We start from the raw sequence: 13,016 nt of genomic DNA on the forward strand, positions 1-13,016 counted from the left end.
GGCTACACTGGCGCAACTTATTGGAGCAGAGCACCTTCCATGAACATCCTCGTAGTCGAAGACGAACCCAAGGCCGGTAATTATCTGCTCAATGGCCTGCAGGAGCTGGGGCATTGCGTAAGCCTGGCCCGCGATGGCGTGGACGGCTTGCACCAGGCCCTTGAAACGCCGTTCGACGTGATCGTACTGGACGTGATGATGCCGAAAATGGATGGCTGGGAAGTGCTGCGCCGCCTGCGCAAAGAAGCCGATACGCCGGTGCTGTTCCTCACCGCCCGCGATGACATCGCCGACCGCATCAAAGGCCTTGAGCTGGGTGCCGATGACTACCTGATCAAGCCCTTTTCGTTCGCCGAACTGGTGGCGCGCCTGCGTACCCTCAACCGTCGTGGCCCGAGCCGGGATGAAGAACAACTGCAAATCGCCGACCTGCACATTGACGTACTCAAACGTCGGGTCACCCGCGCCGGCACGCGCATTACCCTGACCAACAAAGAGTTCGCCCTGCTGCATCTGTTCGCGACGCACCAGGACCAGGTGCTGTCCCGCTCGCTGATTGCTTCGCGGGTATGGGACATGAACTTCGACAGCGACACCAATGTGGTGGATGTCGCCGTGCGCCGCCTGCGCCTGAAAATCGACGACCCGTTCCAGCTCAAGCTGATCCACAGCGTACGGGGCATTGGCTACCGCTTCGATACCCAGCCATGAACCGCCAACACCCTTACTCCCTGACCCTGCGCCTTGCACTGATCTTCGCCCTGCTCGCCTTTGCCCTGCTGGCCACCCTGGGCGTGGCGCTGTACCGGGAACTGGAGCGCGAACTGATCCGCCGCGACGACGCCGCGCTGATATCGCGGGTGGATCAGCTGCGCAACCTGCTCAACGACAGCAATACCCTGGACCTGATCAAGACCAAGCCAGAGCTGTTCCAGAACATGTTGGGCAATCGCGAATCCGTGCTGAGCATTGCCGCCCCCGGCAAACAGCCACTGCTGCTGGTAAACCCGGGGAATATTGAGTTGCCGTCGATCCAGCCGCTCCCCAAGGATCACAAACTCATGTTGAGCGACGTGCAACATTTGCCAGGCCTGAACGGTATTCCCTTCTCGCTGGTGGCCGTGGCTATCGACTCCGGCGACCTGGGCAGCCTGCAAATCACCAGCGGCCGCCTGATGACAGAGCGCACCGCGGTGCTCGCCAGTTATCGACTCAGCGTATACATCCTGGCGAGTATCGCCGCGATCATCCTGGCGCTGGTGGGTTACCTACTGGTTCATCGCGGCTTGCTGCCATTGCGCCGCCTGGCCCGGCATGCCCAAGGGATCGGCGTCAGCAACCTGGCCGAACGGCTCGACAGCCACGGCGCACCGAAAGAGTTGCTGCCCATGATCGACTCGTTCAACACCATGCTTGAACGCCTGGCCAAAGGCTTTGTACAACTGGGCCAAGTGTCCACCGACATGGCCCATGAACTGCGCACCCCGATCAACAACCTGCTCGGCGAAACCCAGGTTGCCCTGCAGCAGCAGCGCAGCATCGAGAGCTACCAGCAACTGCTGGCCTCCAATGTCGAAGAGCTGGAACGCCTGGCGCGAATGCTCGACAACATGCTGTTCCTGGCCCGCACCGACCCCGCCAGCGCACTGCGCCAGCGCCAGGCGCTGGACGCGGCGGATGAAGTGGAACGCATCGCGGATTACTTCGAGGGGTTGGCCGGTGATGTGGACATGCACATCACCGCCTTGGGCGAAGGGGTGATTTGGGCTGAACCGATGTTGCTGCGCCGTGCCCTGGCCAACCTGTGCGCCAACGCCATCAAATATGGCGCGCCGGGCTCGGAACTGAGTATCCAGGCAGTGCCGGATGGTGCGGGCATCAACCTGAGGGTCAGCAACCACGGCCAGACGATCCCGGCCGAGCACCTGCCGCGGCTGTTCGAACGGTTCTACCGGGTGGATGAATCCCGCGAGCGGTCATCCCAGTCCAACGGACTGGGACTCTCGATCGTAGCGACCATCATGCAACTGCATAACGGGCGGTACCGCGTAAGCAGTGAAGATGGCGTAACCTGTTTTGAGTTGTTTTTCCCCGGCCGTGAAGCCTGAAGGCGCTGCAACTCAATCAAACGCACCGTTCAGAACTTCGTAGATGATACCGGTCGCAATGGCCACCAATATCAAGTCGGTTCCCGCTTGCTGCCACTCGTAACCGTCGTAGCGAGGCAACTGACCCAGCAAGCGGCCGTCCAGCTTCTTGGCAATACCGGGCGGCAGGGGCTTGCCGCGTGCCAGGTTTTTCTGAATGCCAGGCGGTAAGGCTGGCCCTGGGCTCCAATAATCGCGGTGACCGCCCAGCACGTTCAGTACGAGACCGCGATCAACGCTGAAGTCATTCCTGGAGGGCCCGCCATTGTCCTTGCCCTTACCTTGCCCACCCTGGGCATTACCTTTGTTATTACCCTGGCCTTTACCCTTGTCCTGCCCACCATAGGCATCACCCTTGGTATTGCCTTGGCCTTTGCCCTGCCCACCGTAGACATCACCTTTATTGTTACCCTGGCCTTTGCCATTGCCTGGATCTGCAAGGGCAAGGCCACTGGTCACGGACAGTGCAAGGGACAACGCAACCGACACAAACTTCGTACGCTTTAACATGGCGACTTCCCAACGCAAATATGTGCTTGAACTGTAGTTGAAATCGCAACACAGCGTACCCAAACAACAGCGCCTGCCGTCAGCTCACCTGACCACCACTCAAGGCGATATCTACTTGGGTTTGCCAGGCTGCCAACGCCGCAACCCTCAAACCCTCGACTATTGTCGATAGCGCCATCGAAGGCTCGCCCGCGTCAGGCAAACCAGGTACGTGAATAAATCCACTGCGCACCCCAGTCCCCACCAAGGCGTGCTGCAAGCGATAAAACACCTGATTGCACACAAACGTCCCCGCCGTCTGCGATACCGAGGCCGCAACACCCGCCTCACGCACCGCCTTGACCATGCCCTTGATCGGCAACGTCGAGAAGTACGCCGCCGGGCCGCCATCCACTACCGCAATATCAATCGGCTGCGCCCCCAGATTGTCGGGAATACGCGCATCGTTTACGTTGATCGCAACGCGCTCGATGGAAATATCACTGCGCCCAGGCCCCAGGCCCGTGGCGATGACCATTGCCGGCCGCAGTTCGTTGATCAACTGGAGCAAGGTTTCGGCAGCGGTGGCAAATGCGCAGGGCAAGCAACGCGCAACCATCTGCACCCCCTCGTACAACTGCACACCGTCCAACTGGCGCACGGCCTCCCAAGAGGGGTTTACCGCCGCCTTATCAAAGGGCTCGAAGCCCGTCAGCAATACGTTTTGCACAGTGGCCTCACATCAACAGATAGAGCAGCACGATATTGACCACCAGCATCATCAGCGCCGTGGGTATTTGGGCTTTGATCACCGCATTTTTATCCGGCAGCTCCAGTAGCGCCGCCGGTACGATATTGAAGTTGGCCGCCATCGGCGTCATCAACGTACCGCAATAGCCAGAGAACATACCAATCGCCGCCATCACTGCAGGGTTGCCGCCGTAAATCCCCACCAGCACCGGCACGCCGACGCCACCGGTCATGACCGGAAAGGCCGCAAAACCATTGCCCATGATCACGGTAAACAAGGCCATGCCCAACACATAGACCATCACCGCCACCAACTTGTAATCCAGGTTGATGTAGGTGGTGGTGACATGAGCGACTGCCGTACCCACCCCGGCCTCATTGAACAACAGCCCGAGCATCGCCAGCATTTGCGGGAGCACCATGGCCCAGCCCAGGGCTTCGGTCAGGCGACGGGATTCGCGTAACGCTTGTACCGGCGTATCCCGGGTCAGCCAGCAGGCCAGGCCAAGGGCGATCAGGCAACCGATGCCGAGGGAGACAAAGGTGGTGTTCTTCGGGTCCAGCAGCGGTACACCGCCGATTTCGGTGTGTTTTAGCAACACTGAACCAATCACCGTGGTCAGCGGAATCGCCAACGCCGGGATGAACAGTTTGTGGCCCAGGCGCCCGGCACTGGCGCGGGACGCCTTGTCGTGCAATTCGGCATGGCGGCCACGACCAACGCCGCCCAAGCCCGCAATCAATGCCATCACCACCACACCCACTCCGATGACCACCGAAGGCAGGCGCTCGCCTATAAGGAACGGTACGGCGAACAACAACCAGAACAGCGCACTGGACCAGCGCTTGGGGTGGGAACGGTCGAGCAGGATCATGCCGGCGGTGATCAGCAACAGCACGCCCGCCAGCCAGTACAGGTATTGAATGGAAATAATCATTGAGCAGCCTCCACCGGAGCGGTGGCCGAGCTCATTTCGCGGGTCAAGCGCCGGTCGAAACGATGCAACCGGATAGCGTGAATGATGAAGGCGCAGATCGCCGTCGGGATGCCCCACACCGCAATGTGCAGCGGCTCCACATCAATCCCCGAGCCAAGCAGGAAGGTGTGCATCAACGCAATCGCACCAAAGGCCACGAAGATGTCCTCACCAAAGAACAACCCGACGTTGTCGGTGGCAGCGCACATGGCCAGTACCTTGTGGCGCAGCTTGTCAGGCAGCTTGCCATAACGTTTTTCTGCAGCGCCCTCGGCCATCGGCGCCAGCAGCGGCCGAACCATCTGCGGGTGCCCACCCAGGCTGGTCAACCCCATGGCCGCCGTGGACTCACGCACAAACAGATAAATGATCAGCAAGCGCCCGACCGTGGCGCGTTCGAAGCGTGCGATCCAGTTCTGCGCATGCAGGCGCAGGCCATGGCGCTCCAGCAGGCCAATCACCGCCAGCGGCAATAACAGAATCAGTTGCAGCGCACGGGTCTGAAGGAAGCCATCGCCCATGGTGGCGAGAATTTTTTCCAGCGGGAACTGGGCGGCAAGCCCGGTGGCGATGGCGGCTGCGGTGACCACCAACAGCGGATTGAAGCGCAATACAAAGCCGACCACGATGACAAGTACGCCGATCAACGGCCATAAGTTCACAACAGTTTGCATGGCGGGGAGGTCCTTTAGTGCGCGCTGCGGCGCCATTACAGCAGGATGTGGGCAAAGGGCTCACAGCGTGAAAGTGGCGTGCAGTCGGCTCGGTTTTTTATTGTTGACCTGGAAGGTCGAGCGTCAGTGGCGCAACTTTGCTGCCTAAGGCCGGGGGTGTCCAACAAGAAAAATTGTTGCTGCAAACCAATAATTTTTGTGGGGGGATGGCTTCGGGCGGTACGGTGCCATGCAGAGATTCAGCGCAGTTTTTTTGGAAAAGTCGTGAAGATGAACTCGCTAGGGCGTCGGCAGGGAAAATTCCTGATCAGCGCCTATACTCCACGATGCAGCTGTGTGTACTTGGAGTTCATTCACGGCGTCATGCCGACAATGAGGGTTCCCGCTATGTATGCCGGACAAATGAGTAGTATGGCGACCACGCTTGGCGAAATACGCTGCCAGCTGTTCGCCCAGGTAATTTGCCTGCTGGCGGTGGCGACGCTTTTCGCCTGATTGGACATACAAGCCCAGAAGGACGCTGCCCGGCGTCTTGACTTTCCCTTGCCCAAATTTCAGGCAACAAAAAAGGGCCCACCTTTCGGTGAGCCCTTCCAGACCGCCCAGCAGAGCGGATTTTGTTTGGTAGGCGCGATTGGACTCGAACCAACGACCCCCACCATGTCAAGGTGGTGCTCTAACCAACTGAGCTACGTGCCTGCTGTGAGGCGGCATTCTACGGAATTCCGAAGGGGTGTCAACATCTTTTTTGCAGCTAACCCTATGAATATGCGAATTTTTTATTTGCGCCGGGTACACCCGTGATTTTCGGGTGGCTGGCAGGCAATTTTCAACTCAGGTAGGATCGGCGCACTCGTAAAAAATATAAAACAGAGGTTCCAGGATGGCGAACACCCCCTACCCCCAGTCGTATTACGCCGCTTCCGCGAATGCAGTTCCGCCCCGTCCTGTGTTGCAAGGTGAAGTCGAGACCGATGTGTGCGTGATCGGGGCCGGCTATACCGGGCTTTCCAGTGCGCTGTTTTTGCTGGAGAACGGCTTTCGCGTCACGGTGCTGGAAGCCGCCAAGGTGGGTTTTGGTGCTTCGGGTCGCAACGGTGGGCAGATCGTCAACAGCTACAGCCGCGATATCGACGTGATCGAGCGCAGCGTCGGGCCCCAGCAGGCGCAGTTGTTGGGGCAGATGGCGTTTGAAGGTGGCAGGATCATCCGTGAGCGCGTGGCCAAGTACCAGATCCAGTGCGACTTGAAGGACGGTGGCGTGTTCGCCGCCCTCAACAGCAAGCACATGGGCCACATGGAGTCGCAAAAGCGCCTGTGGGAGCGCTACGGCCATACGCAACTGGAGTTGCTGGACGAGCGCCGCATCCGCGAGGTGGTGGCCTGTGACAACTATGTGGGGGGTTTGCTGGACATGAGCGGTGGCCATATCCACCCGCTCAACCTGGCGCTCGGTGAAGCCGCGGCTGTGGAATCCCTGGGCGGCACGATCTATGAGCAATCGGCAGCGGTGCGCATTGAGCGCGGTACCAATCCGGTGGTACACACCGCCGAAGGCAGGGTCAGGGCCAAGTTCATTATCGTCGCGGGGAACGCTTACCTGGGCAACCTGGTGCCGGAGCTGGCGGCCAAGTCGATGCCGTGTGGCACCCAAGTGATCACCACGGCGCCACTGGGCGATGAAGTAGCCAAGACTTTATTGCCACAGGATTACTGTGTCGAGGACTGCAACTACCTGCTCGACTACTACCGCCTCACCAGCGACAAGCGCCTGATCTTCGGCGGCGGCGTGGTCTATGGCGCGCGGGACCCGGCGAATATCGAAGCGATCATCCGACCGAAAATGCTCAAGGCCTTTCCGCAACTGAAGAACGTGAAGATCGACTACGCCTGGACCGGCAATTTCCTGCTCACCCTGTCGCGTTTGCCGCAGGTCGGTCGCCTGGGTGACAACATCTATTACTCCCAGGGCTGTAGCGGCCATGGCGTGACGTACACGCACTTGGCAGGCAAAGTACTGGCGGAGGCCTTGCGAGGTCAGGCTGAGCGTTTTGATGCGTTTGCGGGCTTGCCGCATTACCCGTTCCCGGGTGGGCAAATGTTGCGCACGCCGTTTGCGGCGCTGGGGGCTTGGTACTACGGGTTGCGGGATAAATTCGGGATGTAAACACAGGCAAACTGTGGCGAGGGAGCTTGCTCCCGCTGGAGTGCGTAGCGCTCCCAGGCTTTTGGGGCCGCTTCGCAGCCCAGCGGGAGCAAGCTCCCTCGCCACATTTACATAAAGCCTTCAAGCAAAGATGCGCTTCAGAGCTGGTCACGTGCAATCCCGCTACGAATCCGTACGATATCGGCCAATACCGCCAACGCAATTTCCGACGGCGTCCTGCTGCCCAGGTTAAGCCCGATGGGCGCGTGTATCCGCGCCAGTTCAGGCTCCCCCAACCCACCGACGCGGCGCAGTCGCTCAAACCGTTTCTGCGAGGTCTGCAACGACCCCATCACGCCAATGTAGAACGCGTCGGTACGCACCGCTTCCATCATCGCCAGATCGTCGATACGCGGGTCATGCGTCAGCGCCACCACCGCCGTATCACGGTGACAGCCGCCGTCGGCAATAAACACCGACGGCAACTGGCGACGAATCTCCACGCCATTGAGCACCACGCCTTCGAGCACCTCCTCGCGTGGGTCGCAGAGAATTACTTCAAACCCAAGGCCGACTGCAAACTCGGCACACGCCTGCGCCACGCTGGAGTACCCGGCCAGCAATAGACGCTGAGCCGCACCGACGCGGATGTGTACCCGCGCACTGTCACGCTCGATGCGCGCGCCCTGCTCACAATCAGCGACCAGGCTGCGCTCCCCGCTGGCCAGGTCGACCTGGCGAATCAAGCGGCGCTGCCCGAGCAGCGCCGACTCCACTTCACGCAGGTGCGCCTGCACCTCGCAGTCAGGCTCGAACTTCTCAACCAATACATCGAGAATGCCGCCGCAGGGCAGGCTGACCCGCGAGCGCGGATCGTCCCCTGCGCCGTAGCGCACCACGTTGACCGCATCGAAAAACGCACCTTCGGCGACGCGCTCGAGAAAGTCTTCCTCGACGCAACCACCCGACAACGACCCAATCCACTGCCCAGCGGCGTTCACCGCCAACAGCGAACCCGGCGCCCGCGGCGCCGAGCCGTAGGTGGCCAGCACGGTGCACAGCCAAAGGCGCTGCCCCGCCATCGACCACGCCAGCGCCCGTCGCACCACTTGCAGATCCAGATGCTGCATGTCAGTGCGCCTTGCGCTCGATGGACGGCGCCTCAGCCTGCAGCTTCTGCACATCGCTCACCGCCAGCTCCGCCGACTGCCCACCCCAACCTTGGCGCAGGTAATTGATCAAATCGGTGAGTTGTTCCGGGCTGAGTTTTCCCGCGAAGCCCGGCATCGGTTGCATATGCTCGAACCCGGAGAACTTCTGCTCGCCGATCCCGTCCTCGATCACCCGCACAAGGTTACGCGGGTCTTCCAGCCGCAGCGTGGTGTTGCCGCGCATCGCCACCGCGATGTGTGGCTTGCCTTCGCCACCCGCAGCATGGCAACCGGCACAGACGTTCAGGTATTCCTGGCGGCCGCGCTGAGCGCTCGGGCCGAGCTTGTCCACCGGCACTTCGACCAACGCCTTGGCTGCCGGCGGTTTATCGCCGAGCAGGAAGGTCGCCATCGCGGCCAGGTCCGTATCGCTCAGGCCCTGGGTGCTGTTGTGGAACACCGGGAACATCTCGTTGAACATCGTCCCTTGGGCGCTCATGCCGTGCTTGAGGAACGTGGCCAGGTCCTGCTCATTCCAGCCGCGCGCGGCCAGGTCCGTGGCGAGCAGGCTGGGCGCCAGATAGCCATTGAGGATGCCGCCGGTCAGGCGCTTGTCCAGCTCCATCGCACCGGGCAGGCCACGTGGCGTGTGGCATTCGCCGCAGTGGCCGAGCACTTCGACCATGTACTGGCCGCGCTTCCAGGCTTCGCTCTTGCCTTCGGCCGGTTCCAGTTTCAGCGCTTTGCCGTACAGCACGTTCCAGCCCATCAAGCCCAGGCGCACGTTGAAGGGAAAGCTCAGGCTCGTGACCGGCGCTGCACGCTCGATCGGCTCGATGGTTTTGAGGTACGCATGAATGGCGTCCGAGTCTTCACGCGGCATCAGGTGGTACGAGGTGTAGGGCATCGCCGGATACAAGTACACACCGTCGCGACGCTTGCCTTCGGTCAACGCAGCGAAGAACTCGTCATCGCTGTACAAGCCGATGCCGTGTTCTTTGCTTGGCGTGATATTGGTGCCATAGATGGTGCCAAACGGCGAGACAATCGGCAGGCCGCCGGCAAACGGCGCGCCGCCCGGTGCAGTGTGGCAGGCCATGCAGTCAGCGGCGCGGGCGAGGTATTCGCCGCGCTTGGCCTGATCATCAGCGTGGGCAAACAATACCGGCGCGGCCAGGCCGACCGCCAAGGCCAGGCGGGTCAGAAAAAGCTTCATGCTTAACCCTCCTTGACCAGGCCGAGATCGGTCAGCACGTTGCGGGTGGCGTTGTAATAACGCACGTACCCGGTACAACGGCAGACGTGATGACCGAGGCTGTCCTCGATGACTTGTTCCAGCTTGCTGTGCACGGTCGGCTGGCGTTGCAGTTTCTCCACCAACACGGTCGCCGCGTTGACGAAGCCCGGCGCGCAATAGCTGCACTGAAAGGCGAACTCATCCACGAAGCGCTGCTGGATCGGGTTGAGCTCAGTGACCTGGCCCGACTCATCGCGCTTGGCGTGGCCTTCGATAGTGCGCACTTGCTTGCCTTCGAAGTAATGCGCGCCAGTGATGCAGGTGCGCACTTCTTCGCTGGTGCCGTCCGGGTTGTCGACGATCACCACACAGGCGTGGCAAATGCCTTGGCCGCAGCCCAACCGCGAGCCGGTGAGGTTTTTGTATTCGTGCAGGTAGTCGATCATCGGCAGGTCATCAGGGATGTCCACCGGGCCGACGGGTTGACCATTGAGGGTCAGTTGAAGCGGACGGTTAGCCATTGAGGGCCTCCTTGATGCGTGCAGCCGTGATTGGCAGGTCGCGAACACGTTTACCGATGGCGTGTGCCACCGCATTACCGATGGCCCCGACAATCGGGATCATCACCACTTCAGCGATACCTTTGGACGGGTCGCTTGGCGACAGCGCCGGCAGAATCTCCGAGGTCTGCTTCCACACGGCAACATGACGTGCCATCGGCAGACGGTAGCGGTTGAAGTTCCAGTCGCCCTCCCCCGGCCCGCCTTCGTACAACGGCATTTCCTCCATCAAGGCGTGACCGATGCCCATGGCCACACCGCCTTCGAGCTGGCCCTTGACCAACTCCTCAACCAGCACACGCCCGCACTCGACCCACGAATGGTGATTGAGCACTTCGACCTGCGCTGAACCCTTGTTGACCTTCAACTCGACCAACGTGGCGACGGGGCTGTAGTACGTCACCGCAGCGTTATTCAACTGGGTGGCGGGATAGCTGACGTTCTGGCGATCGAGCAGGTGGAAACCGGCAGTGCTCATCAGCGCCTGCTTGGCTTTCGGTGCGCCATCGCCGTATTTCACCGCCAGACCGTCGAGCGGCAGGCGCTCGCGCACGCCGTCGATGCTGTACTCAGCCTCGGCCCAGCTCCAGCGGTTGAACCCGTGGACCGTGGCAGCGGTGACCAGGCCGCGCTCATGAGCGCGCTTGGCCAGTTCTTCAAAGCTCAATGGCTGCATGCCGTTGGCGGTGAGCTTGCCGTCCACCCAATGCGCGTCTTCGCGGCGCACCACATAAGGGTTGGCCTGGCCGCCGAACGGGCCCTGGCGCCAGATCTCCAGCGCAGCCGGCCACAAGCCGTGGTTGAACAGAACGCGCGCCGCTTCACGGGTGGCATGGCTGAAGTAGTACGCCGAGTTGGTCGCGGACGACGCCGACGCGAGCTTGCCCACCCAACGCGGGTTGCGCAGCAGGTTGTCCTGCTCGGCCTGGCTCATGGTGTAAGGGTTGCCGCCGGTGACCAGCTGCATTTCCTGCCATTGTGTTTCACCGGTCTTCACTTCGTGGGCCGGGCTGCCGAGGAAGTCGGCAACCACCAGCGACTGCGAAGTGGACATGCCGGTGCCGATTTCGATTCCGATGTGGCGCAGGCTGATGCGACCGTCAGCGCTGAATTCAACACTGGCCATCGGCGCTTCGGAACCGGTGCCGAAGTCTTTCTGGCAGATGGCAAAACCGACGCCATACCAGTTATCCGGGTCTGCGGCTTCGCGTTGTTGCTTGATCGCGTCGCGGTTTTTCCACACATCGTGCGCAGCGGCCTTATCGAGAATTTCGTGCAACCGTAACGCACCGGCAGGGATCGCGCCCTGGGTGTTCTTCATGCCCGAACGCAGTGCGTTCTTGCGCCGCAGCTCGATGGCATCTACACCGAGTCGACCGGCTATTTCGTCGACCATCATTTCGGTCGCCGCCATGCTTTGCAGGGTGCCGTAGCCACGCATCGAACCGGCTTCAACGCCACGGGAGTGGTACGCAGTGACCTGCAGGTCGTTCTGCGGCATGTAGTAAATCGACTGCGCCGCCGTGGCGCCGACCGCAGCCACCGATGGGCTGTAGTTGATCCGGCCACCGCCGTCGACGCTCATGTCGGCGAGGAAGATTTTGAAGCTGTGGTCGTTCTTGTCGACTGCCAACTGATAGCGGATATCGAACGGGTGACGCTTGATGCCGCTCTGGAATTGCTCGTAACGGTCGTTGGCCAGGCGCACCGGCACACCGGCGCCATACAACGCAGCGAGGGCGGCGTAGTAGACGAAAATGTTGTGGTCTTTGGAACCGTAACCCACGGTGTAACCCGGGTGCATGTTCAGATGAGCCAGGCCGAAGCGCGACGGCGAGATCATTTTGGCGGTCTCGGTCGCAACTTCCAATGGGCACTGGGTGGCCACCACGAAGTGCAGGGTTTTGGTTGCTGGATCGTACCAACCGTTGCCGTTGTCCGGCTCCATGGCGGCCGGTTCGATCGATGGGGTTTTGTAGCGCTCGTCAAACACTAGCCAGTTGTCCGGTGGCGTGTTGATCTGGCTCTTCATGCGCTCGGCGTAGAACAGCCCGCGCTCGGTCAGGTTGCCGTGCAGGTTCGGCTGGGAATTCCACACTGGGCGACGGTTTTTCAGCATCGGGAACAGGATCGAATCCTTGAGGCTGGCGAATTCGTCTTCGTCGGCCGAGGTCGGGCCACCCACGCGCACGTAGCGGAAGCTACCGTAGGGGTCACCTTCGTAATACGGCACTTTGGCGCCGTAACGAATCGCCTTGTCATTGAACTTGAGTTTGTTCTTGGCCTGACGGAAACGCTCGAAGTCGTTCCAGATCAGGATCGCCACCGGGTGACCGATGAACATCGGCACTTTGCCCTCGGGCAGCAATGGGTCCGGCGCATGTTCTTCCGGGAAGACGATACCGTCTTTGTCCAGGTCGGCAGCGGTGACAATGCGGTCCGGCTGCAACTCGGCGCCAAGCCACGACAGGTCGTAGCCCGCGTAGATCTGGTCGGCCTTGATGGTTTTGAGCAACATGGCGTGACCTTGCTGCTGGGGCCAGCCAGGCATGTCCTTGGAACGGATGTCGCGGGCAAACACCTTACTGCCGCAGACTTTCGACAAGGCATCGTTACGCTGGCGCGCCTTGCCGTTATGGCCAAGCCACTTTTCAGACGGCACGGTCACGCTGTTTTCCATCAAGGCAGCCAGCGCCTGGGTGCTGAGCGGCGTGAGCGTGACACTCACACCCGCCACCAGCCCGCCCTGGAGGAACGAGCGCCGGGTTATTTCACGGTTGGACATGGATCATCCTCTGAGCGGTTATAAATCCGCCCTTATGGTTAAGTACACCGAATCTGGAGACTTGCAGAAGCCTTTCTCGACGAATCAAAAGGCCATGACG

Annotated in this window: 11 protein-coding genes and 1 tRNA gene; 3 read left to right on the forward strand and 9 right to left on the reverse strand. The window is 60.8% G+C overall.

Annotation, left to right across the window (positions count from 1 at the left end; all coding sequences use genetic code 11):
• Positions 1–39: 39 nt before the first annotated feature.
• Together CLM72_RS18035 and CLM72_RS18040 are read left to right on the forward strand one after the other, a co-directional pair.
• On the forward strand, positions 40–711 hold the full coding sequence (locus CLM72_RS18035; protein ID WP_032896183.1) for a heavy metal response regulator transcription factor: 672 nt from the start codon (positions 40–42) through the stop codon (positions 709–711).
• Entirely contained in the window at positions 708–2,108 is a 1,401-nt protein-coding gene (locus CLM72_RS18040) for a heavy metal sensor histidine kinase (protein WP_105227352.1), read from the forward strand. Before CLM72_RS18035 ends, CLM72_RS18040 begins: the two co-directional genes overlap by 4 nt.
• A gap of 12 nt (positions 2,109–2,120) precedes the next feature.
• Here CLM72_RS18040 and CLM72_RS18045 read toward each other — a convergent pair whose 3' ends face one another.
• The 5 genes from CLM72_RS18045 to CLM72_RS18070 form a co-directional block, all read right to left on the reverse strand.
• Entirely contained in the window at positions 2,121–2,657 is a 537-nt protein-coding gene (locus CLM72_RS18045; RefSeq protein WP_105227353.1) for an anti-virulence regulator CigR family protein, read from the reverse strand.
• A gap of 79 nt (positions 2,658–2,736) precedes the next feature.
• On the reverse strand, positions 2,737–3,366 hold the full coding sequence (gene pcp, locus CLM72_RS18050) for a pyroglutamyl-peptidase I (protein ID WP_105227354.1): 630 nt from the start codon (positions 3,364–3,366) through the stop codon (positions 2,737–2,739).
• Positions 3,367–3,373: 7 nt separating this feature from the next.
• On the reverse strand, positions 3,374–4,324 hold the full coding sequence (locus CLM72_RS18055; RefSeq protein ID WP_105227355.1) for a DUF979 domain-containing protein: 951 nt from the start codon (positions 4,322–4,324) through the stop codon (positions 3,374–3,376).
• On the reverse strand, positions 4,321–5,037 hold the full coding sequence (locus tag CLM72_RS18060) for a DUF969 domain-containing protein (protein ID WP_014719143.1): 717 nt from the start codon (positions 5,035–5,037) through the stop codon (positions 4,321–4,323). The genes CLM72_RS18055 and CLM72_RS18060 overlap by 4 nt, the downstream gene beginning before the upstream one ends.
• A 622-nt stretch (positions 5,038–5,659) precedes the next feature.
• Positions 5,660–5,736: transfer RNA gene (locus CLM72_RS18070), tRNA-Val, on the reverse strand.
• 184 nt (positions 5,737–5,920) lie between these two features.
• On the opposite strand from CLM72_RS18070, the gene CLM72_RS18075 reads away from it, so the two are divergent.
• Complete coding sequence (locus CLM72_RS18075) at positions 5,921–7,204, forward strand: FAD-binding oxidoreductase (RefSeq protein WP_105227356.1); 1,284 nt, start codon at positions 5,921–5,923, stop codon at positions 7,202–7,204.
• 137 nt (positions 7,205–7,341) lie between these two features.
• Here CLM72_RS18075 and CLM72_RS18080 read toward each other — a convergent pair whose 3' ends face one another.
• The 4 genes from CLM72_RS18080 to CLM72_RS18095 are packed head-to-tail and all read right to left on the reverse strand — an operon-like array spanning position 7,342 to position 12,916.
• The gene (locus CLM72_RS18080; RefSeq protein WP_105227357.1) at positions 7,342–8,313 is read right to left on the reverse strand and encodes an XdhC family protein; all 972 of its coding nucleotides are present in this window, start codon (positions 8,311–8,313) and stop codon (positions 7,342–7,344) included.
• A 1-nt stretch (position 8,314) separates the two neighbouring features.
• Entirely contained in the window at positions 8,315–9,550 is a 1,236-nt protein-coding gene (locus tag CLM72_RS18085) for a cytochrome c (protein ID WP_105227358.1), read from the reverse strand.
• 2 nt (positions 9,551–9,552) lie between these two features.
• Positions 9,553–10,092: a (2Fe-2S)-binding protein gene (locus tag CLM72_RS18090; RefSeq protein WP_034128255.1), complete on the reverse strand. Its 540-nt coding sequence runs from the start codon at positions 10,090–10,092 to the stop codon at positions 9,553–9,555.
• Positions 10,085–12,916: a xanthine dehydrogenase family protein molybdopterin-binding subunit gene (locus CLM72_RS18095; protein ID WP_105227359.1), complete on the reverse strand. Its 2,832-nt coding sequence runs from the start codon at positions 12,914–12,916 to the stop codon at positions 10,085–10,087. The genes CLM72_RS18090 and CLM72_RS18095 overlap by 8 nt, the downstream gene beginning before the upstream one ends.
• Positions 12,917–13,016: the final 100 nt, after the last annotated feature.

This window comes from Pseudomonas sp. MYb193 (genome assembly GCF_002966775.1).
Lineage (GTDB): Bacteria > Pseudomonadota > Gammaproteobacteria > Pseudomonadales > Pseudomonadaceae > Aquipseudomonas > Aquipseudomonas paracarnis.

Excerpts from the sequence above, each read along its gene's own strand:
- CLM72_RS18035 (WP_032896183.1), top strand. The coding sequence starts at position 40 with ATGAACATCCTCGTAGTCGAAGACGAACCCAAGGCCGGTAATTATCTG.
- CLM72_RS18040 (WP_105227352.1), top strand. The coding sequence starts at position 708 with ATGAACCGCCAACACCCTTACTCCCTGACCCTGCGCCTTGCACTGATC.
- CLM72_RS18045 (WP_105227353.1), bottom strand. The coding sequence starts at position 2,657 with ATGTTAAAGCGTACGAAGTTTGTGTCGGTTGCGTTGTCCCTTGCACTG.
- CLM72_RS18055 (WP_105227355.1), bottom strand. The coding sequence starts at position 4,324 with ATGATTATTTCCATTCAATACCTGTACTGGCTGGCGGGCGTGCTGTTG.
- CLM72_RS18060 (WP_014719143.1), bottom strand. The coding sequence starts at position 5,037 with ATGCAAACTGTTGTGAACTTATGGCCGTTGATCGGCGTACTTGTCATC.
- CLM72_RS18075 (WP_105227356.1), top strand. The coding sequence starts at position 5,921 with ATGGCGAACACCCCCTACCCCCAGTCGTATTACGCCGCTTCCGCGAAT.
- CLM72_RS18080 (WP_105227357.1), bottom strand. The coding sequence starts at position 8,313 with ATGCAGCATCTGGATCTGCAAGTGGTGCGACGGGCGCTGGCGTGGTCG.
- CLM72_RS18085 (WP_105227358.1), bottom strand. The coding sequence starts at position 9,550 with ATGAAGCTTTTTCTGACCCGCCTGGCCTTGGCGGTCGGCCTGGCCGCG.
- CLM72_RS18090 (WP_034128255.1), bottom strand. The coding sequence starts at position 10,092 with ATGGCTAACCGTCCGCTTCAACTGACCCTCAATGGTCAACCCGTCGGC.
- CLM72_RS18095 (WP_105227359.1), bottom strand. The coding sequence starts at position 12,916 with ATGTCCAACCGTGAAATAACCCGGCGCTCGTTCCTCCAGGGCGGGCTG.